Origin of the sequence: Haemophilus haemolyticus (genome assembly GCF_003351405.1) — a bacterium.
GTDB lineage: Bacteria > Pseudomonadota > Gammaproteobacteria > Enterobacterales > Pasteurellaceae > Haemophilus > Haemophilus haemolyticus_N.
Window position 1 is genome coordinate 1,165,458 of sequence record NZ_CP031240.1, and the last position, 24,691, is coordinate 1,190,148.

Annotated in this window: 22 protein-coding genes, 2 tRNA genes and 3 pseudogenes; 15 read left to right on the forward strand and 12 right to left on the reverse strand. The window is 36.9% G+C overall.

The genetic code is table 11. The annotated features are described in order from the left end of the window. Positions 1–27 precede the first annotated feature (27 nt). Complete coding sequence (gene rlmN / locus DV427_RS05885) at positions 28–1,179, reverse strand: dual-specificity RNA methyltransferase RlmN (RefSeq protein ID WP_005630119.1); 1,152 nt, start codon at positions 1,177–1,179, stop codon at positions 28–30. Positions 1,180–1,425: 246 nt separating this feature from the next. Between rlmN and DV427_RS05890 the strand changes: the two genes are divergently transcribed. Further along, a complete protein-coding gene (locus DV427_RS05890) occupies positions 1,426–2,304 on the forward strand; it encodes a D-alanyl-D-alanine carboxypeptidase family protein (protein WP_114891632.1) in 879 nt (292 codons plus the stop codon). Positions 2,305–2,383: 79 nt separating this feature from the next. Here DV427_RS05890 and DV427_RS05895 read toward each other — a convergent pair whose 3' ends face one another. Continuing rightward, on the reverse strand, positions 2,384–2,851 hold the full coding sequence (locus DV427_RS05895; protein WP_114891633.1) for a hypothetical protein: 468 nt from the start codon (positions 2,849–2,851) through the stop codon (positions 2,384–2,386). A gap of 357 nt (positions 2,852–3,208) precedes the next feature. On the opposite strand from DV427_RS05895, the gene DV427_RS05900 reads away from it, so the two are divergent. From DV427_RS05900 to DV427_RS05915, 4 genes are read left to right on the forward strand one after another with little or no spacing between them, the layout of a single operon-like run. Beyond that, positions 3,209–4,090, forward strand: coding sequence for a metal ABC transporter substrate-binding protein (locus DV427_RS05900; RefSeq protein WP_005637458.1), 882 nt, complete (start codon positions 3,209–3,211; stop codon positions 4,088–4,090). Next, positions 4,090–5,010 (forward strand): ATP-binding cassette domain-containing protein, encoded by a 921-nt coding sequence (locus DV427_RS05905; RefSeq protein ID WP_032825517.1) that lies wholly within the window; start codon positions 4,090–4,092, stop codon positions 5,008–5,010. Before DV427_RS05900 ends, DV427_RS05905 begins: the two co-directional genes overlap by 1 nt. Before the next feature lie 3 nt (positions 5,011–5,013). Further along, entirely contained in the window at positions 5,014–5,862 is an 849-nt protein-coding gene (locus tag DV427_RS05910; protein ID WP_114891634.1) for a metal ABC transporter permease, read from the forward strand. Continuing rightward, a complete protein-coding gene (locus tag DV427_RS05915; RefSeq protein ID WP_114891635.1) occupies positions 5,855–6,670 on the forward strand; it encodes a metal ABC transporter permease in 816 nt (271 codons plus the stop codon). Before DV427_RS05910 ends, DV427_RS05915 begins: the two co-directional genes overlap by 8 nt. Here DV427_RS05915 and DV427_RS09405 read toward each other — a convergent pair. From DV427_RS09405 to DV427_RS05925, 3 genes and pseudogenes are all read right to left on the reverse strand, one after another. Further along, positions 6,641–6,829 (reverse strand): hypothetical protein, encoded by a 189-nt coding sequence (locus DV427_RS09405; protein ID WP_162790270.1) that lies wholly within the window; start codon positions 6,827–6,829, stop codon positions 6,641–6,643. The genes DV427_RS05915 and DV427_RS09405 overlap by 30 nt on opposite strands. 164 nt (positions 6,830–6,993) lie before the next feature. Further along, complete coding sequence (locus tag DV427_RS05920; RefSeq protein ID WP_114891636.1) at positions 6,994–8,112, reverse strand: porin; 1,119 nt, start codon at positions 8,110–8,112, stop codon at positions 6,994–6,996. A gap of 262 nt (positions 8,113–8,374) precedes the next feature. Further along, positions 8,375–8,767: pseudogene (locus DV427_RS05925) on the reverse strand (RNase H family protein); the annotation flags it as partial. Between DV427_RS05925 and DV427_RS05930 the strand changes: the two are divergent. Together DV427_RS05930 and DV427_RS05935 are read left to right on the forward strand one after the other, a co-directional pair. Beyond that, positions 8,754–9,011, forward strand: a pseudogene (locus DV427_RS05930) (ATP-binding cassette domain-containing protein); the annotation flags it as partial. The pseudogenes DV427_RS05925 and DV427_RS05930 sit on opposite strands and share 14 nt — an antisense overlap. After that, positions 9,010–9,193: pseudogene (locus DV427_RS05935) on the forward strand (metal ABC transporter permease); the annotation flags it as partial. The pseudogenes DV427_RS05930 and DV427_RS05935, both read left to right, overlap by 2 nt. 368 nt (positions 9,194–9,561) lie before the next feature. Here DV427_RS05935 and DV427_RS05940 read toward each other — a convergent pair. Both DV427_RS05940 and rnhA read right to left on the reverse strand, forming a co-directional pair. Beyond that, positions 9,562–10,632, reverse strand: coding sequence for a porin (locus tag DV427_RS05940; RefSeq protein ID WP_114891637.1), 1,071 nt, complete (start codon positions 10,630–10,632; stop codon positions 9,562–9,564). A gap of 264 nt (positions 10,633–10,896) precedes the next feature. After that, positions 10,897–11,361, reverse strand: coding sequence for a ribonuclease HI (gene rnhA / locus DV427_RS05945; RefSeq protein WP_114891638.1), 465 nt, complete (start codon positions 11,359–11,361; stop codon positions 10,897–10,899). 60 nt (positions 11,362–11,421) lie between these two features. Here rnhA and dnaQ point away from each other — a divergent pair, with 60 nt between their 5' ends. The 3 genes from dnaQ to DV427_RS05960 all read left to right on the forward strand — a co-directional run bounded on the left by dnaQ (position 11,422) and on the right by DV427_RS05960 (position 12,456). Further along, positions 11,422–12,192 carry a DNA polymerase III subunit epsilon gene (gene dnaQ / locus DV427_RS05950; RefSeq protein WP_114891639.1) on the forward strand — a complete coding sequence of 257 codons (771 nt, stop codon included), beginning with the start codon at positions 11,422–11,424 and terminating at the stop codon, positions 12,190–12,192. An 87-nt stretch (positions 12,193–12,279) separates the two neighbouring features. Beyond that, positions 12,280–12,356: transfer RNA gene (locus DV427_RS05955), tRNA-Asp, on the forward strand. A gap of 23 nt (positions 12,357–12,379) precedes the next feature. After that, a tRNA-Asp gene (locus tag DV427_RS05960) sits at positions 12,380–12,456 on the forward strand. Positions 12,457–12,589: 133 nt separating this feature from the next. Here DV427_RS05960 and DV427_RS09680 read toward each other — a convergent pair. Continuing rightward, positions 12,590–12,649: a hypothetical protein gene (locus DV427_RS09680; protein WP_371316042.1), complete on the reverse strand. Its 60-nt coding sequence runs from the start codon at positions 12,647–12,649 to the stop codon at positions 12,590–12,592. Positions 12,650–12,874: 225 nt separating this feature from the next. Here DV427_RS09680 and der point away from each other — a divergent pair, with 225 nt between their 5' ends. Beyond that, positions 12,875–14,386, forward strand: a complete 1,512-nt coding sequence (der, locus tag DV427_RS05965; RefSeq protein ID WP_114891640.1) for a ribosome biogenesis GTPase Der — start codon at positions 12,875–12,877, stop codon at positions 14,384–14,386. Positions 14,387–14,465: 79 nt separating this feature from the next. On the opposite strand, the gene DV427_RS05970 is transcribed toward der, so the two are convergent. From DV427_RS05970 to udk, 4 genes are read right to left on the reverse strand one after another with little or no spacing between them, the layout of a single operon-like run. Continuing rightward, positions 14,466–15,656 (reverse strand): sugar transporter, encoded by a 1,191-nt coding sequence (locus DV427_RS05970; protein WP_114891641.1) that lies wholly within the window; start codon positions 15,654–15,656, stop codon positions 14,466–14,468. Then, positions 15,656–16,840 (reverse strand): hypothetical protein, encoded by a 1,185-nt coding sequence (locus DV427_RS05975; protein ID WP_114891642.1) that lies wholly within the window; start codon positions 16,838–16,840, stop codon positions 15,656–15,658. The genes DV427_RS05970 and DV427_RS05975 overlap by 1 nt, the downstream gene beginning before the upstream one ends. 3 nt (positions 16,841–16,843) lie before the next feature. Then, complete coding sequence (gene dcd / locus DV427_RS05980) at positions 16,844–17,431, reverse strand: dCTP deaminase (RefSeq protein ID WP_005627962.1); 588 nt, start codon at positions 17,429–17,431, stop codon at positions 16,844–16,846. An 8-nt stretch (positions 17,432–17,439) separates the two neighbouring features. Then, positions 17,440–18,078 (reverse strand): uridine kinase, encoded by a 639-nt coding sequence (gene udk / locus DV427_RS05985; RefSeq protein WP_114891643.1) that lies wholly within the window; start codon positions 18,076–18,078, stop codon positions 17,440–17,442. A gap of 163 nt (positions 18,079–18,241) precedes the next feature. Here udk and DV427_RS05990 point away from each other — a divergent pair, with 163 nt between their 5' ends. The 4 genes from DV427_RS05990 (at position 18,242) to DV427_RS06005 (ending at position 24,689) form a co-directional block, all read left to right on the forward strand. Next, complete coding sequence (locus DV427_RS05990; protein WP_114891644.1) at positions 18,242–19,282, forward strand: ABC transporter substrate-binding protein; 1,041 nt, start codon at positions 18,242–18,244, stop codon at positions 19,280–19,282. A 135-nt stretch (positions 19,283–19,417) separates the two neighbouring features. Next, positions 19,418–21,475, forward strand: a complete 2,058-nt coding sequence (locus DV427_RS05995; protein WP_162790271.1) for an ABC transporter permease — start codon at positions 19,418–19,420, stop codon at positions 21,473–21,475. Between the two features lie 24 nt (positions 21,476–21,499). Further along, positions 21,500–22,549, forward strand: coding sequence for a ferric ABC transporter ATP-binding protein (fbpC, locus tag DV427_RS06000; RefSeq protein WP_114891645.1), 1,050 nt, complete (start codon positions 21,500–21,502; stop codon positions 22,547–22,549). Positions 22,550–23,087: 538 nt separating this feature from the next. Continuing rightward, complete coding sequence (locus DV427_RS06005) at positions 23,088–24,689, forward strand: YadA-like family protein (protein WP_114891646.1); 1,602 nt, start codon at positions 23,088–23,090, stop codon at positions 24,687–24,689. Positions 24,690–24,691 lie beyond the last annotated feature (2 nt).

Consider the following 24,691-nt stretch of genomic DNA (forward strand, 5'->3'; position numbering starts at 1 on the left):
ACTTGATTAATTCACATGCCTAGAATATTAATTAACTTCTGTCACCCCAATATTTTGTCCAAATTGGCGTTTCATAGCCGTACGTTTAGTACGATCGATAACATCTCCGGCTAGCTGTCCGCAAGCTGCATCAATGTCATCTCCTCGAGTTTTACGGATAATCACGGTAAAGCCATATTCCATCAAGGTTTTTTGGAATCGGTCAATACGTGTATTCGAGCTTTTTGCATAAGGTGCTTCTGGGAACGGATTCCACGGAATTAAATTAATTTTACAAGGCGTATTTTTTAATACTTCTGCAAGTTGATGAGCATGTTCTACGCCATCATTTACATGATCGAGCATGACATATTCAATCGTAACTTTGCCATGGTTTGCATTTGATACGCTTAAATAACGATTTACCGAGTCGATCAACATTTTGATATTATATTTTTTGTTGATTGGCACAATTTCATCACGCAATTCATCATTTGGGGCATGTAATGAAATAGCCAAAGCCACATCGATCATTTTGCTCAAATTATCTAGTGCTGGTACAACGCCAGAAGTTGATAAAGTGACACGACGTTTTGATAAACCATAGGCAAAATCATCTAACATAATTTCCATTGCGGGAACAACGTTAGCGACATTTAACAAGGGTTCGCCCATTCCCATCATTACCACATTGGTAATTGGTCTAATGCCAGTTACTCCAAAGTTGCCAATAATTTTAGAGGCTCTCCAAACTTGGCCGATAATTTCTGAAACCGTTAAATTGCGATTAAATCCTTGTTGTGCGGTTGAACAGAATGTGCAAGCTAAGGCACAGCCAACTTGGGAAGATACACAAAGCGTAGCGCGATCTGCTTCGGGAATATACACAGTTTCAACTTGTTGTTCACCCACTTGCATTGCCCATTTTATCGTGCCATCGGCTGAACGCTGTTCAACGGCAACTTCTGGGGCTTTAATTTCTGCAACCGCCTTGAGTTTTTCACGTAATTTTTTATTAATGTTTGTCATATTGTCGAAATTATCTTCGCCAAAATGATAAATCCATTTTACTAACTGATCTGCTCGGAATGGTTTTTCGCCGAGTTCTTTAAAAAATTCGCGCATTTGTTGGCGCGTTAAATCCATTAGATTAATTTTTTTAGCTGGTGCATCTGATTGCACAGACAATAATTCTGACATTTGAGCCTCGTTATTACACATTGTGGCGATAGCGTTGTGCTGGTGTTTTTATCAAAAACTCACAACGAAAAATTCGCAATTAAAAAATGAACGGCGATTGTACAGATTTGTCACCGCATAATCTAGCGGAATTGAAAAACGATAGAAAATATCACCGCACTTTTTTGCGATCTAGATCGTAAATATTTCCAATTACAGCGTAAAAAGTGCGGTAAAATGTAAGCCTATTTACTAAGGTGACCAATAATGTTTAAAAAAGCTTTATTTATTTTATCTTTGTGTCCTTCTTTTGCGGTGGCACAGTCTTATGTTGTGTATGATTTTACGCATAATCGAGTGTTGGAAAGCCATGCGCCTGATAGCGTTCAGCCTATTGCCTCTGTAACGAAATTAATGACGGCGAACGTTTTTCTAGAGAATAATACAAATCCTAATTGTACCATTGCGATAACCAGTGACGATCGTGATTACATTAAAGGTACAAGCACAAAATTACCAATGAATGTTCCGATGGCCTGCAGAGAATTATTAAAGGCGATGCTTGTGCATTCTGATAACTATGCCGCCCATGCGCTTTCTCGTGCTGCAGGAATGAGCAGAATACAATTTATTCATAAAATGAATGAAAAAGCTCGCCAATTAGGCATGTATTCTACTCGTTTTCATGATAGTTCTGGTTTATCGAGTAGCAATATTTCCAGTCCTATGGATTTAGTTAAACTTGCTAAACATTCTTTAAATAAGCCTGAAATTCGACAATTATCCAATATCAGTGCCACGAATATTCAAGCTGGAAGACATAGCGTATTAATGAAAAATACAAATAAATTAGTGCGTGATGAAATTTTTGATGCAGTGGTAAATAAGACAGGCTACATTCGAGAATCTGGTTATAACCTTGTTTTTATCAATAAACACCCATGTAAAAGTTCTACCATCGGTGTAATTAGTCTAAATAATTCTTCTTCTGCGTATCGTTCTAGCTTTACTAAAAACAAATTAGAAAAATACGGTTGTACTGCATTGAATGGACGAACCATTCATGATGTTGAAGGTGAGGCACAATATGAAGACGGCTATGATGAAGAAGGCTTAAATACGTTAATTAAAGAATTATCAAAATAGTATTTATAAGTAATAAAAAGCGAGATAATAGTTTGTTTTATCTCGCATTTAAATAGTGGCTAGAAGAATAAAACGTGCCCTATTTTTGGGAAGATTGGGCTTGTTGATTAGCCTTACTTGCAGCTTCTTCAGCCTCTTTAGAAAGTTGGATTGAAAGTGCTGAAGCTGCTTTTGATTCTTCAGACAATTTCAGGGCTAACTCTGCTGCAGCATTAGATTCATCCATTTTTTGTTTAGAAAGTTTTTCAGCCTCTTCACCGCCTTGACTTAACACAGTCTGCGCCTCTTGCTGTTTTTGCATTGCTACTTTTACGGCTTCATTGGCTTGAGCGGATTTATCTTGAGCAACTTTAGCTGTGTCAATCGCTTTTTGGGATTTTTCTAGTGCGATCTGTTTATAGTTTATCGATATTGGTTGTTGAGCAGGTTGCTCTACCGATATTTTAGTTTGTTCCGTTGTTTTAGTTTGCTCTGCCATTTTAGGCTTATCATCACAGGCTGTTAAGACTATTGCTGAACTTAATACTAACCAAAATGCTTTTTTCATGTATTATCCTCAAAAGATGAATTTATAATAGACGTTGCATTCTAGACTTAATTTTAGAAAAAGTCATTCTAGTGATAGAAAAATATTTGTACTTTTATAGAAGCAAGCAAATTAACAATAAATGCAAAACCTTTTGAAAATTTAGCTTATCACGATGATATAACACTTAAAAACATAGGGAAAATCTATCTCACTTTTTGTTATGCTTTCAAAATGACAATAATTCTTATATTTGATAATTATTTTTATTTGAAAGGCGTGATAAAAATAGTATTATTATCAATGATGAATGATTGTTGAGCAGTTGAGCGATTATTCAGGCATCCAACCTCTATTACTTTTTTATAAGGACATATTATGCGAAATTCATTAAAAATTATGACCGCACTTGCACTTGGTTTATTTGCAATGCAGGCTAATGCAAAATTCAAAGTTGTCACCACCTTTACTGTGATTCAAGATATCGCACAAAATGTGGCGGGTAATGCGGCTACAGTAGAATCTATCACCAAACCAGGTGCTGAAATTCATGAATATGAACCTACGCCAAAAGACATTGTGAAAGCACAATCTGCCGATTTAATTCTATGGAACGGCTTAAATTTGGAACGTTGGTTTGAACGTTTCTTCCAAAATATTAAAGACAAACCAGCAGTCGTGGTGACTGAAGGTATTCAACCATTGTCTATTTATGAAGGTCCGTATAAAGATGCGCCTAACCCACATGCGTGGATGTCGCCATCTAATGCATTAATTTATATTGAAAATATTAAAAATGCATTGGTGAAATACGATCCACAAAATGCAGCAGTGTACGAAAAAAATGCCGCTGACTATGCTCAAAAAATTAAACAACTTGATGAGCCACTTCGTGCAAAATTAGCACAGATTCCAGAAGCTCAACGCTGGCTTGTGACAAGTGAGGGTGCTTTTAGTTATTTGGCGAAAGATTACAACTTAAAAGAAGGTTATTTATGGCCAATTAATGCTGAACAACAAGGCACCCCGCAGCAAGTGCGTAAAGTGATTGATTTAGTTCGTAAAAACAATATTCCTGTTGTGTTTAGTGAAAGTACAATTTCAGCAAAACCAGCACAACAAGTAGCGAAAGAAAGTGGCGCAAAATACGGTGGCGTATTGTATGTTGATTCACTTTCTGCGAAAAAAGGCCCAGTGCCAACTTATATTGATTTGCTTAACGTAACTGTATCAACCATTGTTAAAGGATTCGGAAAATAATGGACTCTTTCTCGACATCAATTTGGGTTAATGATGTAACTGTTCGTTACAACAATGGCCACACAGCTATTCACAATATGACGTTCTCATTAAACAGTGGAACTATTTGTGCATTAGTGGGTGTGAATGGCAGTGGTAAATCCACGTTATTTAAAAGCATAATGGGGCTTGTGAAGCCACAACAAGGTGAAATCAAGCTTTGTGATTTGCCAATTTCCCAAGCACTGAAACGTAATTTAGTTGCTTATGTTCCACAATCTGAAGAAGTAGACTGGCAATTTCCTGTGTCAGTGTATGATGTCGTGATGATGGGGCGTTATGGGTATATGAATTTCCTTCGTATCCCCAAAGCGATTGATAAACAAAAAGTTCAAGAGGCGATGCAGCGAGTGAACATTGAGCATCTCGCACATCGTCAAATCGGTGAGTTATCTGGCGGGCAGAAAAAACGCGTGTTTTTGGCCCGCGCTTTAGCACAACAAAGTCCAATTATTTTATTGGATGAACCTTTCACTGGCGTTGATGTAAAAACTGAAAATGCTATTGTTGATCTTCTTCAACAGCTTCGAGAAGAAGGTCATCTTATTCTTGTCTCAACTCATAACTTAGGTTCTGTCCCAGATTTCTGTGATCAAGTGGTGATGATTAATCGTACGGTGATTGCAGCAGGGAAAACGGAAGATACCTTTAACCAACATAATTTGGAAATTGTGTTTGGTGGGGTATTACGCCATATTAAATTATTGGGTGAAAATTTACATAATGATGAGGATAAACGTGCGGTTACCGTCTTAACAGATGATGAAAAAGCCGTTGTATTCTATGGCGAAACTAAGCAAGATCCTCCAGCGCCAACAACACAGGATTGCCATTTCGAAGACTGTCCTTGTAAAAGTGCGGTGAAAAAAGAGGAGGGTTAAGGCATGTTAGCATTATTATTAGAACCTTTTTCCTATGATTATATGCTCAAGGCGATGATCTTGAGTACGGCAGTGGGTGGGATTTGTGCTTTTTTGTCTTCATATTTAATGCTTAAAGGCTGGTCTTTGATTGGTGATGCACTTTCTCATTCTGTTGTGCCTGGTGTCGCGATAGCTTATGCCTTTTCTTTGCCTTATGCCCTTGGTGCATTTTTTGCTGGAATTTTAGCCGCACTTTCCATTCTTTGGATTAAATCCATTTCTAAGCTGAAAGAAGATGCCGTTATCGGATTTATTTTTAGTACTTTCTTTGCATTAGGTCTATTGATCATTTCTTTAAATCCAACTGCAGTAAATGTGCAAAGTATCATTTTAGGTAATATTTTAGGTATTGCCGACGAAGATATTTACCAAGTGGCAATTATCATTGGCGTTTGTTTAGTATTGCTTTTATTATTCTGGAAAGACTTATTACTTATCTTTTTTGATGAAACACAGGCAAGAACGGTAGGGCTTTCGCCATTATTTTATAAAGTTTTGTTTTTTACTCTATTAAGTGCTTGTGTGGTTGCTGCCTTGCAAACTGTAGGCGCGATTTTAGTGATTGCGATGGTCGTTACCCCGGGTGCGACAGCATATTTACTGACAGATAAATTCAAAACCTTGTCAATCATCGCGATTATTTTAGGGGCGGTGACAAGTTTTGTTGGTGTTTATATTAGCTATTATTTAGATGGTGCCACAGGCGGTGTGATTGTGACATTGCAAACATTATTATTCTTGGCTGCTTTCTTATTTTCACCAAAATATGGTTTGCTCACTCGTAATAAAAAGGCGGTAGAAAATGTTTGATTGGCTTTTAGAACCGCTACAATTTGAGTTTATGCAAAATGCTTTGTTGACTGCATTTATTGTTTCAATTATTTGTGCGTTGCTTTCTTGCTATTTAGTCTTGAAAGGTTGGTCATTAATGGGCGATGCGATTTCCCATGCGGTGTTGCCTGGTATTGTACTTGCTTATTTGGCTGGAATTCCTTTAGCGATTGGGGCATTTTTCTCAGGCATTTTTTGCTCGCTTGGCGTGGGGTATTTAAAAGAAAATAGTCGTATAAAAGAAGATACAGCAATGGGCATTGTATTTTCTGGAATGTTTGCTATTGGTCTTGTCATGTTCACCAAAATTCAAACAGAACAGCATTTAACGCATATTTTGTTTGGTAATGTATTAGGTGTAAGTCATCAAGAGCTTATTCAAAGTGCGGTCATTTCTGCGATAATTTTTTGTATGATTGTCTTTAAGCGTAAAGACTTTTTGCTTTATTGTTTTGATCCAAGCCATGCTCGTGTTGCAGGACTTTCTCCAAAGATTTTACATTATGGATTGTTAATGTTGCTTGCTTTAACCATTGTAAGCACGATGCAAGTGGTCGGCGTTATTTTGGTGGTGGCAATGTTAATTGCGCCAGGAATTACCGCACTTACGCTCACAAAATCTTTTGATAAAATGTTATGGGTTGCTATTGTCAGTTCCATTACATCAAGCCTAATTGGCGTAATATTGAGCTATCATTTTGATGCGTCAACTGGTGCTTGTATTATTCTTCTACAAGCCGCATTTTTTGTTATAGCATTAATTTATAGCAAGATTAGAACAAGATAATTTCCCTTCTTTTAAAAACGGTACAAGCTCATGGTTTGTGCCGTTTTTGTTCGATGAAATATTCTTTAGACTTTCACAAGGTGTTATTTTACATAACTCATTCTTTATCTTATTTTCCTCATCATTTTCAAAATCTTCTTTAGCTGAATTTTGTGTCATTGAATTGTTGGATATGACAATCTAAAGTTTTTTAAAATATTTAATTCGTTATTTTATAGTTATTCATTTCGATTTTTCTCTACGTTAAAGCCTGTCTTATTCGATTTTAGAACAAACAAAAAGGCGAACCTTTCGATTCGCCTTCATAGTTTCTAATTATTTAATTAGAAGAATACGCGTAAACCTACGCCAATAGCTTTATCTTTTTGAGACTCGCCAACTGACTTGCCATTTAGATATCCTTTAGTTTTTTGGTATTTACCTTCTAAGAATACTACGGCTTGTTTGTGAAGTTTATAATCAACACCTAATAAGAAACCATGAGTTTTAGCTTTAACATCATTATTTAGTACTTTAATACTTTCTTGTTCGTATTTATAGTTACCATAAACACTGCTGAGATCAGTTACTTGATATTGGAAACCTGGAGATACAAAGAAACGTTTTACAGCAATTTTTTGGTTTTCAACTTTAAATGTGTCTTTTGCATAACCACCATCAATTGATGCAACAAAACCATTAAAATCATATCCAATGCTTGCTAAAATACCATCTTTATAATGTTTATCTGCGCTAACATCTGGAACAGCTGGAGTATTTCCTGATGCTGGAGTACCTTTAGCTACGGTATTACCGTAATTTGTTCGGCCATATGCAAATTTTGCAATAACGTTATTTGCATCATAAAGTGCACCAAATTGGAAACCATTTTTTACTGATGGACTTTCTGTTGTGCCTGCTTTAACCTCATTTGCGTCATCACGTTTATCTGCAAATTGATAGCTTGCACTTAATACTAGACCTTCAATACCTTTGTAATCGTAGCGAATAACAGAGTTTCCTTCGTTTGGAATATAGTCTTTCTTCTCAATAAGGCCATAACTATAGTCATTAGCTATAACAAGTTTATCTGCGATGGTTGTTTGACGACCAAAGGTCAATTGACCACGTTCTTTATGACCAATTCCAGCGAAGGCACGATGAGCTGTAATATTACCAAAACCGTCGTCACCTTTAGCATCACCCTTAAGTCTAGTTTCAATACGTGCTAAAGCATAGTAACCATCATTTAGCTGATGATTAACAGTAAAGCCAAAGCGAGAACCATCATTTTTTAAGCCAGAGTGAGTATGACCAGCACCGTCTTTATTAGTTTTTTGAAGAATAAGACGGACAGAACCATCAACTTCAACTTTAGTTCCTTCATTATTGTAAACTACTGCTGCATTCGCTGCTGAAGCTGCGAATGCACCGATGATTAATGCTGCAAGTGTTTTTTTCATAATTTGTATTCCTTATGGTTGTTTACTATCTATGATTGAACTCTTTTCGTATAAGATTGCCCAACCGCCTAAATAGACGTGCCAGATCATTGCAAATTTGCATTTTGATGTCAACTCTCTAAAATTTGAATTTTCTTGAAATCTGATCGAGATCACACTTTTTGTATATTTTTGTCTGTTTTTTGTTCTTTTTTGAGACTTGAGTATCGTCTATAAATATTTTTAGGTATTGGGGAATAGAATGGTATGTCAGTTTTCTATATTATTCCTCCGTGTAGCCAATGTCTTCAGCTGTCGGATTTTCTGCCCCTTTTTTAGCTAATTTATCGCATATTTCATTTTCTCTATGTCCTGCTTGACCTTTCACCCATTGCCAATTAATTTTATGACGTTGGATGGATTCATCTAAGGCTATCGTAAATCTTGGTTTTTTACATGCTTTCCAATTATTTTTTTAGTTAAAAATCCATTTTGTTATGCCGTTTTTCATATGTTGTCTGTCACTATAAAGTGTGATTAAACAAGGTTCTTTTGATACATTTAAGGCTTCAATGACAGCGCGTAATTCCATTCGATTATTGGTGGTTTTGAAATAGCCTTTAGAGAGCATTTTTTCATGCTGTTTATAGCGCAATACAGCGCCAATTCCCCAAGCGCTGAAACGTAATTTAGTTGCTTATGTTCCACAATCTGAAGAAGTGGACTGGCAATTTCCCGTGTTAGTGTATGATGTCGTGATGATGAGGCGTTATGGGGATATAAATTTTTTTCGTATTCCCCAAGCGATTGATAAACAAAAAGTACAAGAGGCGATGCAGCGAGTGAACATTGAATACCTCGCTCATCGTCAAATAGGTGAACTATCTTATGGGCAGAAAAAACGTATGTTTTTGGCCCGCACTTACGTTCACAAAATCTTTTGATAAAATGCTATGGATTGCTATTGTAAGGTCCATTACATCAAGCCTAATTGGCGTAATTTTGAGTTATCATTTTGATGCGTCAACTGGTGCTTGTATTATTCTACTACAAGCTGTTTTTTATTATGGTATTAGCCTATAGCAAGATTAGAACAAGATAATTTCCCTTCTTTTAAAAACGGTACAAGATATGTTTGCACCGTTTTTATTCAATGAAATACTCTTTCAACTTTCACAAAGTATTTATTTTACATAAGTCATTCTTTATTTGATTTGATGTGTCTTTCCCTCATAATTCTCAAAATCTTCTTTAGAAAAATGTTGTGGTATCTCTTATTGAATAGATATACGTGGAAGGATTTAACGTAGAGAAAAATCGAAATGAATAACTATAAAATAACGTCGCATAAACTGTAATTCCTATTGGTCTTAAATATTTTAAAAAACTTTAGATTGTCTTATTTGATTTTAGAACAAACAAAAAGGCGAATCTTTCGATTCGCCTTCATAGTTCTTTTTAATTATTCAATTAGAAGAATACGCGGATACCTACACCAATAGCTTTATCTTTACCTTTTGCGATAAATTCACTAGATGAATAACTTTTAGCAACTTGGTATTTTCCTTCTAAGAATACTAATGCTTGTTTGTGAAGTTTATAATCAATACCTAACAAGAATCCATGGATCTTAGTTTTATCTTCATCTTGTTTATGTTGTTCATACTTATAGTTACCATAAATGTTACTAAGTTCTGTTACTTGGTATTGGAATCCTGGAGATACGAAGAAACGTTTAGCAGTCTCTTTTTCACCATCAAGTTTAAGCGTATCTTTTGCGTAACCAGCATCAACAGACACAGTTACCTGACCAAAATTATATCCTAAGCTAGTCAAGAAACCATCTCTATAGACTTTCTCTCCTTCTACGACACCATTTTCTACAACATCACTATAATTTGTACGACCGTATGCAAGTTTTGCAATTACATTATTAGCTTCATACGTTGCACCTAATTGGAAACCATTCTTAACTAATAGTTCATCAAAAGTGCTATCTACAACCTCATTATGATCATTATGTTTGTCTGCAAACTGATAACTTGCACTTAATAGTAAACCTTCAACACCTTTGTAATCGTAACGAATAACAGAGTTTCCTTCGTTTGGAATATAGTCTTTCTTCTCAATAAGGCCATAACTATAGTCATTAGCTATAACAAGTTTATCTGCGATGGTTGTTTGACGACCAAAGGTCAATTGACCACGTTCTTTGTGACCAATTCCAGCGAAGACACGATGTGCTGTAATGTTACCAAACTCATCATCGCCCTTAGCTCCACCCTTAAGTCTAGTTTCAATACGGCCTAATGCATAGTAGCCGTCATTTAACTGGTGGTTGACAGTAAAGCCAAAGCGAGAACCATCATTTTTTAAGCCTGAGTGAGTGTGACCAGCGCCTTCTTTATTAGTTTTTTGAAGAATAAGACGGATAGAACCATCAACTTCAACTTTAGTTCCTTCGTTGTTATAAACTACAGCTGCATTTGCCGCTGAAGCTGCGAATGCACCGATGATTAATGCTGCAAGTGTTTTTTTCATAATTTGTATTCCTTATTGTTATTTACTACCTATGATTGAACTTTTACCTTATAAGGCGGTCCAATCGCCTAAATAGACACTGTAAATCATTGCAAATTCTCTTTTTGATGTCAACTATCTAGTATTTTAATTTTTTGAAATCTGACTAAGAGCCCGCTTTTTGTACATTTTGTTTGTTTTTTTGTGCTATTTTGCTGTTAGAGTATCGTCTATAAATATTTTTAGGTATTGGGGAATAGAATGGTATACTGGCTTTCTATATTATTATTCTTCCATGTACCCAATATCTTCCTGTGTTGGGTTTTCTGCCCCTTTTTTAGCTAATTCATCGCATATTTCATTTTCTCTGTGTCCTGCATGACCTTTCACCCATTGCCAATTAATTTTATGACGTTGGATGGATTCATCTAAGGCTATCCATAAATCTTGGTTTTTTACAGGCTTTCCAGAACTTGCTTTCCAATTATTTTTTTTCCAGTTAAAGATCCATTTTGTTATGCCATTTTTCATATACTGGCTATCACTATAAAGCGTGATCAAGCAAGGTTCTTTTAATGCACTTAATGCTTCAATGACTGCGCGTAATTCCATTCGATTATTGGTGGTTTTGAAATAGCCTTTGGAAAGCATTTTTTCATGCTGTTTATAACGCAATATGGCGCCAATTCCGCCCGGACCGGGATTACCTAAGCAAGATCCATCAGTAAAAATTTCAATCTGTTTTTGCATAACAAAAAGGTTGTTGTGTAAAATGACCTGTATTTTAATGGAAAGAGATAGGTTGAACAAATGATTAATCCCAATCGCCAAATTGTGTTAGATACTGAAACTACAGGTATGAATCAGCTTGGTGCACATTATGAAGGACACTGCATTATTGAAATTGGTGCAGTTGAATTAATAAATCGTCGTTACACAGGTAATAATTTCCATATTTACATTAAACCAGATCGCCCAGTTGATCCTGATGCGATTAAAGTTCATGGTATTACTGATGAAATGTTAGCGGATAAACCTGAATTCAAAGAGGTTGCCCAAGATTTTTTGGATTATATTAATGGTGCGGAATTGCTTATTCACAATGCACCCTTTGACGTTGGATTTATGGATTATGAATTTCGTAAACTTAACCTCAATGTGAAAACTAACGATATTTGTCTAGTGACAGATACTTTGCAAATGGCGCGTCAGATGTATCCTGGAAAACGTAATAATTTGGACGCACTTTGTGATCGTTTAGGTATTGATAATAGCAAACGTACTTTGCACGGTGCGTTACTGGATGCCGAGATCTTGGCGGATGTTTATTTGATGATGACTGGGGGACAAACAAATTTATTCGATGAAGAAGAATCTGTTGAGTCTGAAGTTATCCATGTTGTGCAAGAAAAATCGGCGGAAGAAATAAAAAGTGCGGTGGATTTTGCGCACAATTTAAAATTACTTCAACCTACTGATGATGAGCTACAAGCGCATTTAGAATTATTAAAGATGATTAATAAAAAAAGTGGAAATAATTGTCTTTGGGATAAACGCTTTGGCAATGATAATATGCATTAATCGTTTGGAATTTAAGCAGGTAAGTAAAATTTAATAAAAAAAGATTGACGAGATTTATGTTCGTCATTATGATACGCACCACTTAGCGGAGTGGTAGTTCAGCTGGTTAGAATACCTGCCTGTCACGCAGGGGGTCGCGGGTTCGAGTCCCGTCCATTCCGCCAATTTAAAATTAATATCTTATCTCGGAGTGGTAGTTCAGCTGGTTAGAATACCTGCCTGTCACGCAGGGGGTCGCGGGTTCGAGTCCCGTCCATTCCGCCAATTAAGACAAATAAAGATAGCACCTAATGGTGCTTTTTTTGTATCTGAAATTTGCTTCATCCTTGACAAAAATAAAGTAAACTTTTAAGATCTGAAGAATTAGGGAGCTGTCACTCCCTAGTATGTTGTGTTATTAGTAAGTCGGTAAACTCACTAATAATAGTAGTACGACAAGGATAATGAGTTTAATCATTTTCTTATCCTCTTCAAACGTTGCGAAAAAGCGCAACACTCGCTTTCAAGGTTGTGACTTGAAAGCGAGATTATTATAATGTTAGGTTATAGATAAATAAACAGTGTTTAGAAAGCCATAGGATTGTATCCTGTGGCTTTTTATTTTCTTTATGAAATCATTTTTTACCAATCCTTTAACTTCCGATATAATGGCCGTAATTTTTGACAAAATAAGAGATTTTTTATGGCAACTCCAGTTGTGGCCCTTGTAGGTCGCCCGAATGTGGGAAAATCCACATTATTTAATCGCCTTACTCGTACAAGAGATGCGTTAGTCGCTGATTTTCCTGGTCTAACTCGTGATAGAAAATACGGCCATGCTCATATTGCTGGTTATGAGTTTATTGTTATTGATACTGGCGGTATTGATGGAACCGAAGAGGGCGTAGAAGAAAAAATGGCGGAGCAATCTTTGCTTGCGATTGATGAAGCCGATATTGTTCTTTTTCTTGTAGATGCTAGAGCGGGTTTAACGGCAGCTGATATTGGTATTGCTAATTACTTACGTCAACGTCAAAACAAAACGACGATTGTGGTGGCCAATAAAACCGATGGTATCGATGCGGATTCTCATTGTGCTGAATTTTATCAGTTAGGTTTAGGGGAAATTGAGCAAATCGCTGCCTCACAAGGCCGTGGTGTCACTCAGTTAATGGAACAAGTGCTTGCGCCTTTTGCGGAACAAATGGAAAACTCTGATGAAAATGACCGCACTTCTGAGGAAGAACAAGACGAATGGGAACAAGAATTCGATTTTGATTCAGAAGAAGATACGGCATTGCTTGATGAGGCGTTAGAAGAATCAGAAGAAGAGCAAGATAAAAATATTAAGATTGCTATTGTTGGTCGTCCAAACGTCGGTAAATCCACTTTAACCAATCGTATTTTAGGTGAAGATCGTGTCGTGGTTTACGATATGCCAGGCACGACTCGCGACAGTATTTATATCCCAATGGAGCGTGATGGACAGAAATATACGTTGATTGATACGGCTGGTGTGCGTAAACGCGGTAAGGTGCATTTGGCTGTTGAAAAATTCTCCGTGATTAAAACCTTACAAGCGATTCAAGATGCTAATGTTGTGTTATTGACTATTGACGCGAGAGAGAACATTTCTGATCAGGATTTATCTTTGCTCGGCTTTATTTTAAATGCAGGCCGTTCTTTAGTGATCGTTGTGAATAAATGGGATGGTTTAGATCAAAATGTGAAAGACCGCGTTAAATCTGAACTTGATCGTCGTTTAGATTTTATTGATTTTGCTCGTGTGCATTTTATTTCTGCATTGCACGGTAGTGGTGTGGGCAATCTTTTTGATTCGATTAAAGAAGCCTATGCTTGTGCGACTCAAAAAATGACGACCTCGCTTTTAACTCGTATTTTGCAAATGGCAACCGATGAGCACCAACCACCGATGATTGGCGGTCGTCGAATTAAATTGAAATATGCTCATCCAGGTGGTTACAACCCACCGATTATTGTGGTTCACGGTAACCAAATGGATAAACTACCAGATTCTTATAAACGTTATTTATCTAATTATTATCGTAAGAGCTTAAAAATTATTGGTTCACCGATTCGTCTTCTTTTCCAAGAAGGTTCGAATCCATTTGCGGGGCGTAAAAATAAACTTACCCCGAACCAACTGCGTAAACGTAAACGTTTGATGAAGTTTATTAAGAAAGCGAAACGTTAAATTCAAGATAGATAAAACTTAGAAAGATTTAACCGCACTTTTAAAACTCTTTTTAGAGAACTAAAGTGTGGTTATTTTTTTATTTGTTTTGCAGAAGAAATGTATGGCGATATTTTAAGTGCGTTGTAATAAAAATGATGAAACCGATTAAACCTAATGTAGCGCCCGTATAACCAATTTCGTTTAATCCTAAATAGGTTGTCGCAAGATTTCCAAATAATGCGCCAGCTCCAATTCCTGCATTGAAAATGCCCGAGTAAATAGCCGTGGCAACATCGGTTGCATCTGGCGCAAGTTTTAGTACGCGCATTTGTAGGGATAGCCCGATACAAGAAATGCCAATCCCCCAAATAAATACAAGACTGAACATTGCTATTATTGTTTCGGTAGAGAAGAGGAGTAACAGGAGAGAGAACATCAATAAACTCATCGAAACAACAATAAATTTTGTAGGAGCAAGTCGGTAGAATCTGTTAAATAATAGACTTGCGGCAATACCTGAGAAACCAAAAATTAATAATACAGCCGTGGCAAAATTTGGATCCAAGTGCCCGACATCAATCATGAATGGTTCGATATAAGTATAAGCGGTAAAGTGTGCTGAAATGACGATTGCCGTTGTTACATAAAGCCAAAGTAATAAGGGGCGTTTCGCAAGCAAGGGTAAACTTGCAATAGAGCCTGCATTTTTACTGGGTAAATTTGGCAATAATCGAATAATTAAAAACATGATGGATAATGCCAGTACCGCAATAATGCCAAAAGTGACTCGCCAACCGACGAGCTGTCCGACAATTCGTCCAATCGGTAAGCCTAAGATGGTGGCCAGTGCGGTGCCAATAGCGAGCATTCCTAATGCTTGAGTTTTCTTGTGTTTAGGTGCTATGCGCATCACAAGTGAGGCAGTAATTGACCAAAACACCGAATGTGCTAATGCAATACACATTCGAGCGATAAGTAATATCCAGAAATTCCATGCAATGACCGATAATATATGTCCAACAATAAATATAATGAACAGCTTAATAAGCAGACTTTTACGTTCCATGTTGCCTGTGGCAAGCATGGCTGGTAAAGACATAATTAGCACCGTCCAAGCATAAACTGTCATCATTAAACCAGTATCGGCAGTTTGCATATTAAAACTTTGTGCAATGTCACTTAACATTGCAACGGGCACGAATTCTGTAGTATTAAAAATAAATCCTGCGCAAGCCATAATAAGCACGCGCCATGATTGGATTTTTTCAGCTTTTAAATATAACGACATTAACGTAACTTTTCTTTAATCGCATCAATTAATTGATGGCGGAATTTCTTCGTAAAATTAATTTTATATTGTGGTGAACTGCAGTTACCAAAAAAATTGATTGGTAGTGTTAAATTTTGATAGCGTTGATCGGTAGAATGTAAATTGATATCCACATTGCATTCCATTCGGTTTAAATCAATGATGCCTTTCCCTTGTCCCAAAAGTGTGGGTGTTTTTAATTCAATTTTTTCAGCAATAAGTTGATTTTGTTGGAGGAATAATTGTAAGTAAAATTGTTCAAAGCGAGTGTTTAATTCTTTGTTTTGTAACAGATCACCGTTGTAATTGATAGGGAAATATTGACTGACCATATCCAATAAATTTACGCCAAGAATTTCGCCATTTTGAGCGAGGATATTTAACTTTCCTTGAATAAGTTGCGAATGTAAAAATGTGAAATCAATATTAAAATCTGTGTGTCCACTTAACACTTCTGGCAAATTTAATAGTGCGAATAAGCGTTTAACCGGGAAATATTTGCCTGAAAAATTTACCGCACTTTGATTGTCTATTTGTTGATATTTCAATATGGCTAAACAATCGTTATCACACTGTGGTTTTATATAAGTTACCATTTGTTGGCGTGGGGACGTAAAATCTGCGTGGGTTTCTATATAACCAAGAGGCTGGTTATTTAAGCTTGCATCAACAAATTGAATCAGAACTGATTTCGGGTTTGAAAAATCTAAATTTGCTTTGTTGAAAGTAAAATTGAATGTTTTATTTTCATATATAGGTTTATCAAATTCAATACGAATATGGTTTTCACCCTTCAACATTACTTTTTGGGATAAAAGTTGATTTAAGGAAAACGGCGCTAAATCCATTGAGATATTTGCGCTGTTTTGTGCGTTTTGATTTAGAGTGATTTGTTGAAGATTAAGTGAGTGAAGTTTTGCGTTGACATAAAAAAGAGGCAAAAAATTAAGTTTAGCTTCAAGTTTTTGAACTGAAAATTGCGTAGTTTTTATATTTTTAAGAGAAAGTGCGGGGGGAAATAGAGATAAATTGACTGATTGAACCGCAATATTTTGTTGTGCTAGTTGTTCACCTATGAAACTTTGTACTCGATAAAGTTGGATATACAAAAAAGAAAAGATCGCCAAAGCGACGATCCCTACGCCAAGCGCGAACTTTTTCATCGATTATTCCTTGTCTTCGTCAATTCGACTCGCAACCGCACTTTGTTGATTTTTATATTTTGCATCTTTGCGGCTACTATATGGTCGTTTCGCTTCGCCACTTAATATTTCAAAGCTCAATGCACCAATCACCATATTTGGACGTAATGCTAATGGTAATTTCCCTGAATTATAAAATTCCAATACGATTTTTCCTTCCCAACCTGGATCAATACGGTGTGCCGTGACGTGTACCATTAAGCCTAAACGCGCTAAAGAAGATCGACCGTCTAACCAACCGATAATATTGGCAGGTAATTTCACTGATTCAAGTGTAGTTGCTAATGCTAAAGTACCTGGATGTAAGAAAAATGCTTCGCCTTCAGGCACAATAATTTCATCACTCATTACGGATTCAAGCTGGGCGGACACTTCTTCTTTCGGGCCGCTTAAATCAATGAAAGGCGCCGAGTGCTCACGAAATACGCGGAAAGAATTACCCAAGCGAACATCAATTGTTGCACCGTTGATTTTGTCATTACTTGGACGAGGAGTTAAAGAAATAATGCCATCATCGAGATAGCGTTCAATATCAGTATCGCAAAGACGCATAAGATTTCCTATTTTTGATTCAATAAATGAAGGATTTGAGCTTTTAACATATTGATTGCAATACGGTTTTTACCACCACGAGGAATAACAATATCCGCATATTGTTTAGAAGGCTCAATAAATTGTAAGAACATTGGGCGCACGGTTGCACGATATTGATCAATAACCGATTGTAGGGAACGACCACGTTCTTCCATATCGCGTTGTAAACGACGAATAAAACAAATGTCTAATGGTGTGTCCACGAATACGGAAATATCCGCAAGTTGACGAACGCGTTCATCAGTAAGCAGTAAAATCCCTTCTAAAATCACAATACGTTTTGGTGTAAATGTTGTGGTTTCACCCGTACGAGTATGATCAACATAGCTATAAACAGGTACATCAACTGCTTTTCCTGATTTTAAATCTTTTAAATGTTGAATGAGCAAATCTCGATCCATTGAGCTTGGATGGTCGTAATTTGTTTTTATACGTTCGCTCATTTCTAAATGGCTTTGATCTTTGTAGTAACTGTCTTCTGCAATAATACCAATTTCTTGGCAGCCTAATTCATTACAGAGTTCTTTGTGAACGGTAGAGGCGATAGAACTTTTTCCTGATGCGGATGCGCCAGTGATGGCGATTATGATACAAGAATCTGACATAGTTTTGCGAGGTATAGAAAAATTTGATGAATTATAAAGAAAAGTGCAGTGAATTTCACGTTTATTTTTTTCTGATAATTTCTAAAACTGTGAACTTCATCACGGTATTACTTCCTCTTTTCGAGTAGGATTCAAACATTCTATCCAATAAGGAGTATTTATTATGAAATTCAACAAGATTTCTCTTTCTGTTTCTGCCACACTTTTAGCGGCTGGCTTAGCAATTTCTGGTTCGGCTAGTGCAAAGGGTAGATTGGTAGTGTATTGTAGTGCAACAAATGCGCTATGCGAAGCAACAACGAAGGCATTTGGTGAAAAATATGATGTGAAAACATCCTTTATTCGTAATGGTTCAGGCAGTACTTTTGCCAAAGTTGAAGCTGAAAAAAATAATCCTCAAGCGGATGTTTGGTTTGGTGGTACCTTTGACCCTCAAGCACAAGCGGCTGAATTAGGGTTAATTGAGCCTTATAAATCTAAACACATTGATGAAATCGTTGAACGTTTCCGCGATCCTGCGAAAACTAAAGGCCATTATGTATCATCTATCTACATGGGAATCTTAGGCTTTGGTGTGAATACCGAGCGTTTAGCTAAATTAGGTATTAAAGAAGTACCAAAATGTTGGAAAGACCTAACAGATCCACGCTTAAAAGGCGAAGTTCAAATTGCAGACCCTCAAAGTGCGGGTACAGCTTACACAGCATTGGCAACTTTTGTTCAATTATGGGGGGAAAAAGAGGCATTCGATTTCCTAAAAGCATTACATCCTAATGTGTCTCAATATACCAAATCTGGTATCACGCCATCACGTAACTCTGCGCGCGGTGAAGCGACAATTGGTGTGGGTTTCTTACATGATTATGCATTAGAAAAACGCAATGGTGCGCCGTTAGAATTAGTCGTACCTTGCGAAGGAACTGGTTATGAGTTAGGTGGTGTGAGTATCTTAAAAGGTGCGCGTAATATTGATAATGCAAAATTATTCGTCGATTGGGCTTTATCAAAAGAAGGCCAAGAATTAGCTTGGAAACAAGGGGATTCTTTACAAATCTTAACTAACACGACCGCAGAACAATCACCAACTGCATTTGATCCAAATAAACTCAAATTAATCAATTATGACTTTGAAAAATACGGTGCAACAGAACAACGTAAAGCCTTAATTGAAAAATGGGTACAAGAAATTAAATTGGCGAAATAATTATTAAATGATAATTGTGAGACGGTTTTGAATACGTCATTGCAGTGTCATTTTTATTATTGGTGGCGGACTAAAGTCCGCCATGCTATTTTGATATTTGTATCACTATGTTCTAGTTAGTTCCTGCGAGGTTGTATGAACGCAAAAAAACTTTCCATAATGCATTCTGCTTATTTTTGGATTATTTTATCCTTGTTAGCGTTTGCACTTCTGCCTTCCAATGCACTTGATTACGGTTTGTTTGAAAGTACTTCAGATGAATATTTAGAGGCAATGGGCTGGGCTTCTTTCAATTTAACTTGGGCTTGGTTCCTGCCTGTTATTGTGTATGGTGCTTTGCCGTTATTTAGATTGCCACAGCAAACCCAAGCAAAAACAGAGCTATTTTTGACCGCACTTTCTGTACTGTTTATGTTTATCAGTGCGACGGTGTACAAAATCAGCATGGGCTATTCTGTAATTGTGTTACTTGTGGGCTATACCGCATTAGCAACACTTTCATTGGCAAAACTAAAAGTGATGCAAGGTGATAAATTTATCATCGCTTCTTTGCTTTGCATTATTTTGCTCATTTTCTTCTTTATCGTTTATCCAACATTGGCGATTTTCGTTTCAATGTTTTATGACGGAGACACATTTGCGCCACAACAAGTGATGCGTATTTTAACGCAGAGCTATATTGTTCGAGTAATTACCAATTCGCTTTTCTTATCGGGCTTTGTGGGCATAGTTTCGACTGTATTTGGTCTAGCCTTTGCGCTTTATACCACGCGTATCGCTCGTAGAACGGCATTTATCGGAAAAATTTTCTCTATTTTGCCAATTGTTACACCACCATTTGTTGTGGGATTAGGGGTAACTTTAATGCTTGGCCGTTCTGGTTATGTAACCGAATTTTTAAGTACGAATTTTGGTTTCACCAATCATAACTGGTTGTATGGTTTTAATGGGATTGCGATTGCTCAAATTCTCGCATTTGTGCCTATTTCTTTTATGATTTTAGATGGTGCATTGAAATCGGTACATCCTTCAATTGAAGAAGCCTCTTATACGTTACGAGCCAATCGCTACCAAACCTTCTATAACATCATTTTCCCATTGTTACGCCCAGCATTGGCAAACTCATTTTTAATTGTATTTATCCAATCACTTGCAGATTTTAGTAACCCATTGGTATTGGGTGGTAGCTTTGATGTGATTGCAACACAGATATATTTCTATATTGCGGGTTCACAATTAGATTACGCATCAGCAAGTACCTTAGGTTCAATATTATTAATTTTCTCTCTAGCGATTTTTATTATTCAATACATTTGGATTGGTAACCGCTCTTATGTCACCGTTTCGGGGAAATCTTATCGTGGCGATGTGCAAGAGCTGCCAAACGGCTTGAAATATACCATCATCGGTATGCTTGGATTCTGGGTAATCTTTAATATGGCACTTTACGGTAGCATTTTCTACGGAAGTTTCACTGTAAACTGGGGCGTGGATTACACTTTAACCTTGAAAAACTATGCGATGTTATTCGGGCAAGGACTGAGTGATGGGGCGTGGCCATCACTGATCAATACCTTAATCTATGCAGGTATTGCCGCACCATTAACCGCATTTTTGGGATTATTGATTGCGTACATTGTGGTGCGTAAAGATTTCCAAGGTAAAAAATCCCTTGAGTTCTTAACGATGCTTTGCTTTGCCGTACCGGGGACTGTGGCAGGGGTATCTTATATTTTAGCGTTCAACAATGCGCCACTTTATATTACGGGTACGGGCATTATTGTGATTATTTCAATGGTAATGCGTGATTTACCTATTGGTATGCGAGCAGCGATTGCAGGGTTAGGACAGCTTGATAAATCCCTTGATGAAGCATCGCTTTCTTTAAAAGGGAGTTCGTGGAAAACATTGTGCTTTATCGTATTGCCGTTATTAAAACCTGCGTTGCTTTCTGCTTTAGTAACCAGTTTCGTTCGTGCAATGACGACGGTAAGTGCGATTATATTCTTAGTGACAGCAGATACTCGCGTTGCTACCGCATATATTCTAAATCGTGTGGAAGACGGAGAATACGGCATTGCGATTGCATACGGCTCAATCTTAATTGTTGTTATGATGGCAATTATTTTATTCTTCGACTGGATTGTAGGTGATACACGTATCTCTCGTTCTAAAGCGAAAAAAATGAATTAACTCGTTAAGTTGTAGGTAAAAATTATGAGTAATAATGATTTCTTAGTATTAAAAAATATCACAAAAGCATTTGATAAAGCGGTCGTCATTGATAATTTAGATTTAACGATCAAACGTGGCACAATGGTAACATTGTTAGGGCCATCAGGTTGCGGTAAAACTACCGTATTGCGTTTGGTTGCGGGGTTAGAAAATCCAACATCAGGTCAAATATTTATTGATGGAGAAGACATAACAAAATCATCTATTCAAAATCGAGATATTTGTATTGTCTTCCAATCTTATGCGCTTTTCCCGCATATGAGCATTGGTGATAACGTGGGCTACGGCTTAAAAATGCAAGGCATTGGCAAAGAAGAACGTGCTCAGCGTGTAAAAGAAGCTTTAGAATTGGTGGACTTAGCGGGCTTTGAAGATCGTTTTGTTGATCAAATTTCGGGTGGGCAACAACAACGTGTCGCATTGGCTCGTGCGTTAGTGTTAAAACCAAAAGTATTACTTTTTGATGAACCATTAAGTAATTTGGATGCAAATTTACGCCGTTCAATGCGTGAAAAAATCCGTGAATTGCAACAACGTTTAGGCATTACTTCGCTTTATGTGACACACGACCAAACAGAGGCATTCGCGGTATCTGATGAAGTTATCGTTATGCATAAAGGTAAAATTATGCAAAAAGCGACAGCGAAAGAACTTTATTTACGACCAAATTCTTTGTTCTTAGCAAACTTTATGGGCGAATCCAGTATTTTCGATGGAAAATTAGAAAATGGTATGGTGGATATTAATGGCTATCATGTGCCTTTAAAAGATGCCGCACAGTTTAATTTACCTGATGGTGAATGCTTAGTAGGTATTCGCCCAGAAGCAATTTATCTTGCCGCAGAGGGCAGCGATGCTCAACGTTGTGAGATTAAAAGTGCGGTCTATATGGGCAACCATTGGGAAGTGGTCGCAAACTGGGCTGGACGGAATTTATTGGTGAATTGTAAGCCAGAAGATTTTAATGCCGATTTAAAACAAGCCTATGTCAATTTATCTGATCACGGTATTTTCTTATTGAAGAAAGAGTAATCCAAGTATAAAAAAGTGCGGTAAAATTTCACCGCACTTTTATTGTTTCTATTATCGAATGCTTTGGTCAAAATAGTTAAATTAAATTTCCTACAAATTAAATTATAAAGTCATCATTAATATTTTTATGGAAAAGTGCGGTAAGATTTTACTGTGTTTTTTAGTTTTGCTTTTACTCGCTTATAAGAGTAGGATAATGCCCATTTATTCCCCATTAAACATCAACAAACATAATAAGGAGTCTATATGAATACCAATTGGCGGAAAAACAAACGAATAAGCAAAAATATTTTTACATTATTCAAATCTAAATCAAAACATTGCACTCAAGAAATTTCTTATACATCATCTGCCTGCCTTAACATTTTCTTCTCTTCTATTATTTTCAACAAATAGTTTTGCGCAAGATCCATCAACCGATCAATCTGCTGAAGTCCAAAAATTAAAAACAGAAATAGAGAGTTTAAAAAAGAAATTTGAAGCTACATCTATTGCTTTAGGTAATAATTCTCAAGCTAAAGGAAATATATCTGTTGCTGTGGGATTAAATTCTGAAGCTAAGGGAGGCAGCTCGACAGCACTAGGTAGCAATTCCCACGCTTTAGAAGAGCGTACTGTTGCTATAGGTTCTAATGCACGGGCAAATAATAAAAGTTCTATCGCTGTAGGGGAAGATGCTTTCGTTTCGGGAGATCGTTCTGTTGGTATAGGATATAACACTAAAATATTTGGTCATCAGTCTTATGTATTTGGAATGTCAGCTCGTGTTGGACAATTTGATGCTAGAAGTAATAATTCTTTTGCATTAGGATATTTAGCCTATGTTGGGGCACCACAAACTGATGTTAATAATTCGGGATATCCATCTCAAGGAAGAAAGATTTTGCCTGAATATGAAATTATGACACCCAAAAGTACAGAAAAATATGATCGTTCAATGGCAATAGGTGTTCGAGCCAAATCGTTTGGAGCTAATAATCTTGCCTTGGGACAAGCGGCTGAAGCTCACGGGGATTACTCAATGGCATTAGGCACAGTTTCAACTTCGAAGGGTTTTTCTTCTATCGCAATAGGGAGAGAATCTAAGACTAATAAAAGATATGCAACGGCATTAGGTACATTTGCGGCTGCCAACGCTGAATCATCGTTAGCATTAGGCAAATTGACAGTTGCGGATAAAACGGATGCGGTTGCATTGGGGAGTTATTCAAAAACCAACGTTGATGCGGGTGTATTTGGTTATGATCCTCTTGGAAAAACGAGCCCTGATGATTTATTGGTAGGGAATACGCCAGAAGAAACCGAGAAACTGAAAAAAGCCTATGCAAACCTTTCAAACGATAAACAGGACGTGAAAACCGCAGAAGATGCAATGCGTGTGGAAGTTGAAAAACGTAATGATCTTTTAGTTAAATGGAATAAAAACGAAGCTGATCTTGTAGAGGTTACTAATAAGTTAAACACAGAAACAAATGATGCTAAAAAAACTGAATTAACAGCAAAAAAAGCAGAATTTGAGCAAACTAAAAATCAGTTAAAAACTAATTATGCTGCGCAAGCCCATGATTATGAAGCAAAAAAAGAAGCTTTAAAAAATGCTCAAGATCAACTTCAAGCGGACAGAAAACTAGTTGGTAAAAAAATTGGTGCGTGGCAATCTATGGCGGCGGCAGTTTCTGTAGGGGATGCCGATAACGGTATTACTCGCCAAATTACCAATGTTGCCGCAGGTCGTGAAGATACTGATGCGGTAAATGTGGCACAGTTGAAAGCTTTGGAAAAAGCTCAAAAAGAAATTTCTGGGAAGATAAATCAAAATGATCAAACTATGCAACAACTTGATCGCAATGTTCAAACAAATACCCAAAGTATTCAATCGCTTAATCGTAATGTTCAGAAAATAGATAAAGATTTACGTGCAGGTATTGCTGGTGCAATGGCTATTGGTGGGTTATATCAGGCTTCTGTTGCGGGAACAAAGACAATCTCGGCGAGCGTAGGGAGCTTTAAAGGTCAAAATGCGGTCACGGTAGGCTATTCACGCTTATCTGATAAAGGAGCAATAGGCGTAAAATTTAATGCTTCATTAACATCCACTGGCGATGCTGGCGTTAGTGCAGGTATTGGATATACTTGGTAGTA

Coding starts and splice junctions, on each gene's coding strand:
- rlmN (WP_005630119.1), bottom strand. CDS start 1,179: ATGTCAGAATTATTGTCTGTGCAATCAGATGCACCAGCTAAAAAAATT.
- DV427_RS05890 (WP_114891632.1), top strand. CDS start 1,426: ATGTTTAAAAAAGCTTTATTTATTTTATCTTTGTGTCCTTCTTTTGCG.
- DV427_RS05895 (WP_114891633.1), bottom strand. CDS start 2,851: ATGAAAAAAGCATTTTGGTTAGTATTAAGTTCAGCAATAGTCTTAACA.
- DV427_RS05900 (WP_005637458.1), top strand. CDS start 3,209: ATGCGAAATTCATTAAAAATTATGACCGCACTTGCACTTGGTTTATTT.
- DV427_RS05905 (WP_032825517.1), top strand. CDS start 4,090: ATGGACTCTTTCTCGACATCAATTTGGGTTAATGATGTAACTGTTCGT.
- DV427_RS05910 (WP_114891634.1), top strand. CDS start 5,014: ATGTTAGCATTATTATTAGAACCTTTTTCCTATGATTATATGCTCAAG.
- DV427_RS05915 (WP_114891635.1), top strand. CDS start 5,855: ATGTTTGATTGGCTTTTAGAACCGCTACAATTTGAGTTTATGCAAAAT.
- DV427_RS09405 (WP_162790270.1), bottom strand. CDS start 6,829: ATGACACAAAATTCAGCTAAAGAAGATTTTGAAAATGATGAGGAAAAT.
- DV427_RS05920 (WP_114891636.1), bottom strand. CDS start 8,112: ATGAAAAAAACACTTGCAGCATTAATCATCGGTGCATTCGCAGCTTCA.
- DV427_RS05940 (WP_114891637.1), bottom strand. CDS start 10,632: ATGAAAAAAACACTTGCAGCATTAATCATCGGTGCATTCGCAGCTTCA.
- rnhA (WP_114891638.1), bottom strand. CDS start 11,361: ATGCAAAAACAGATTGAAATTTTTACTGATGGATCTTGCTTAGGTAAT.
- dnaQ (WP_114891639.1), top strand. CDS start 11,422: ATGATTAATCCCAATCGCCAAATTGTGTTAGATACTGAAACTACAGGT.
- der (WP_114891640.1), top strand. CDS start 12,875: ATGGCAACTCCAGTTGTGGCCCTTGTAGGTCGCCCGAATGTGGGAAAA.
- DV427_RS05970 (WP_114891641.1), bottom strand. CDS start 15,656: ATGTCGTTATATTTAAAAGCTGAAAAAATCCAATCATGGCGCGTGCTT.
- DV427_RS05975 (WP_114891642.1), bottom strand. CDS start 16,840: ATGAAAAAGTTCGCGCTTGGCGTAGGGATCGTCGCTTTGGCGATCTTT.
- dcd (WP_005627962.1), bottom strand. CDS start 17,431: ATGCGTCTTTGCGATACTGATATTGAACGCTATCTCGATGATGGCATT.
- udk (WP_114891643.1), bottom strand. CDS start 18,078: ATGTCAGATTCTTGTATCATAATCGCCATCACTGGCGCATCCGCATCA.
- DV427_RS05990 (WP_114891644.1), top strand. CDS start 18,242: ATGAAATTCAACAAGATTTCTCTTTCTGTTTCTGCCACACTTTTAGCG.
- DV427_RS05995 (WP_162790271.1), top strand. CDS start 19,418: ATGAACGCAAAAAAACTTTCCATAATGCATTCTGCTTATTTTTGGATT.
- fbpC (WP_114891645.1), top strand. CDS start 21,500: ATGAGTAATAATGATTTCTTAGTATTAAAAAATATCACAAAAGCATTT.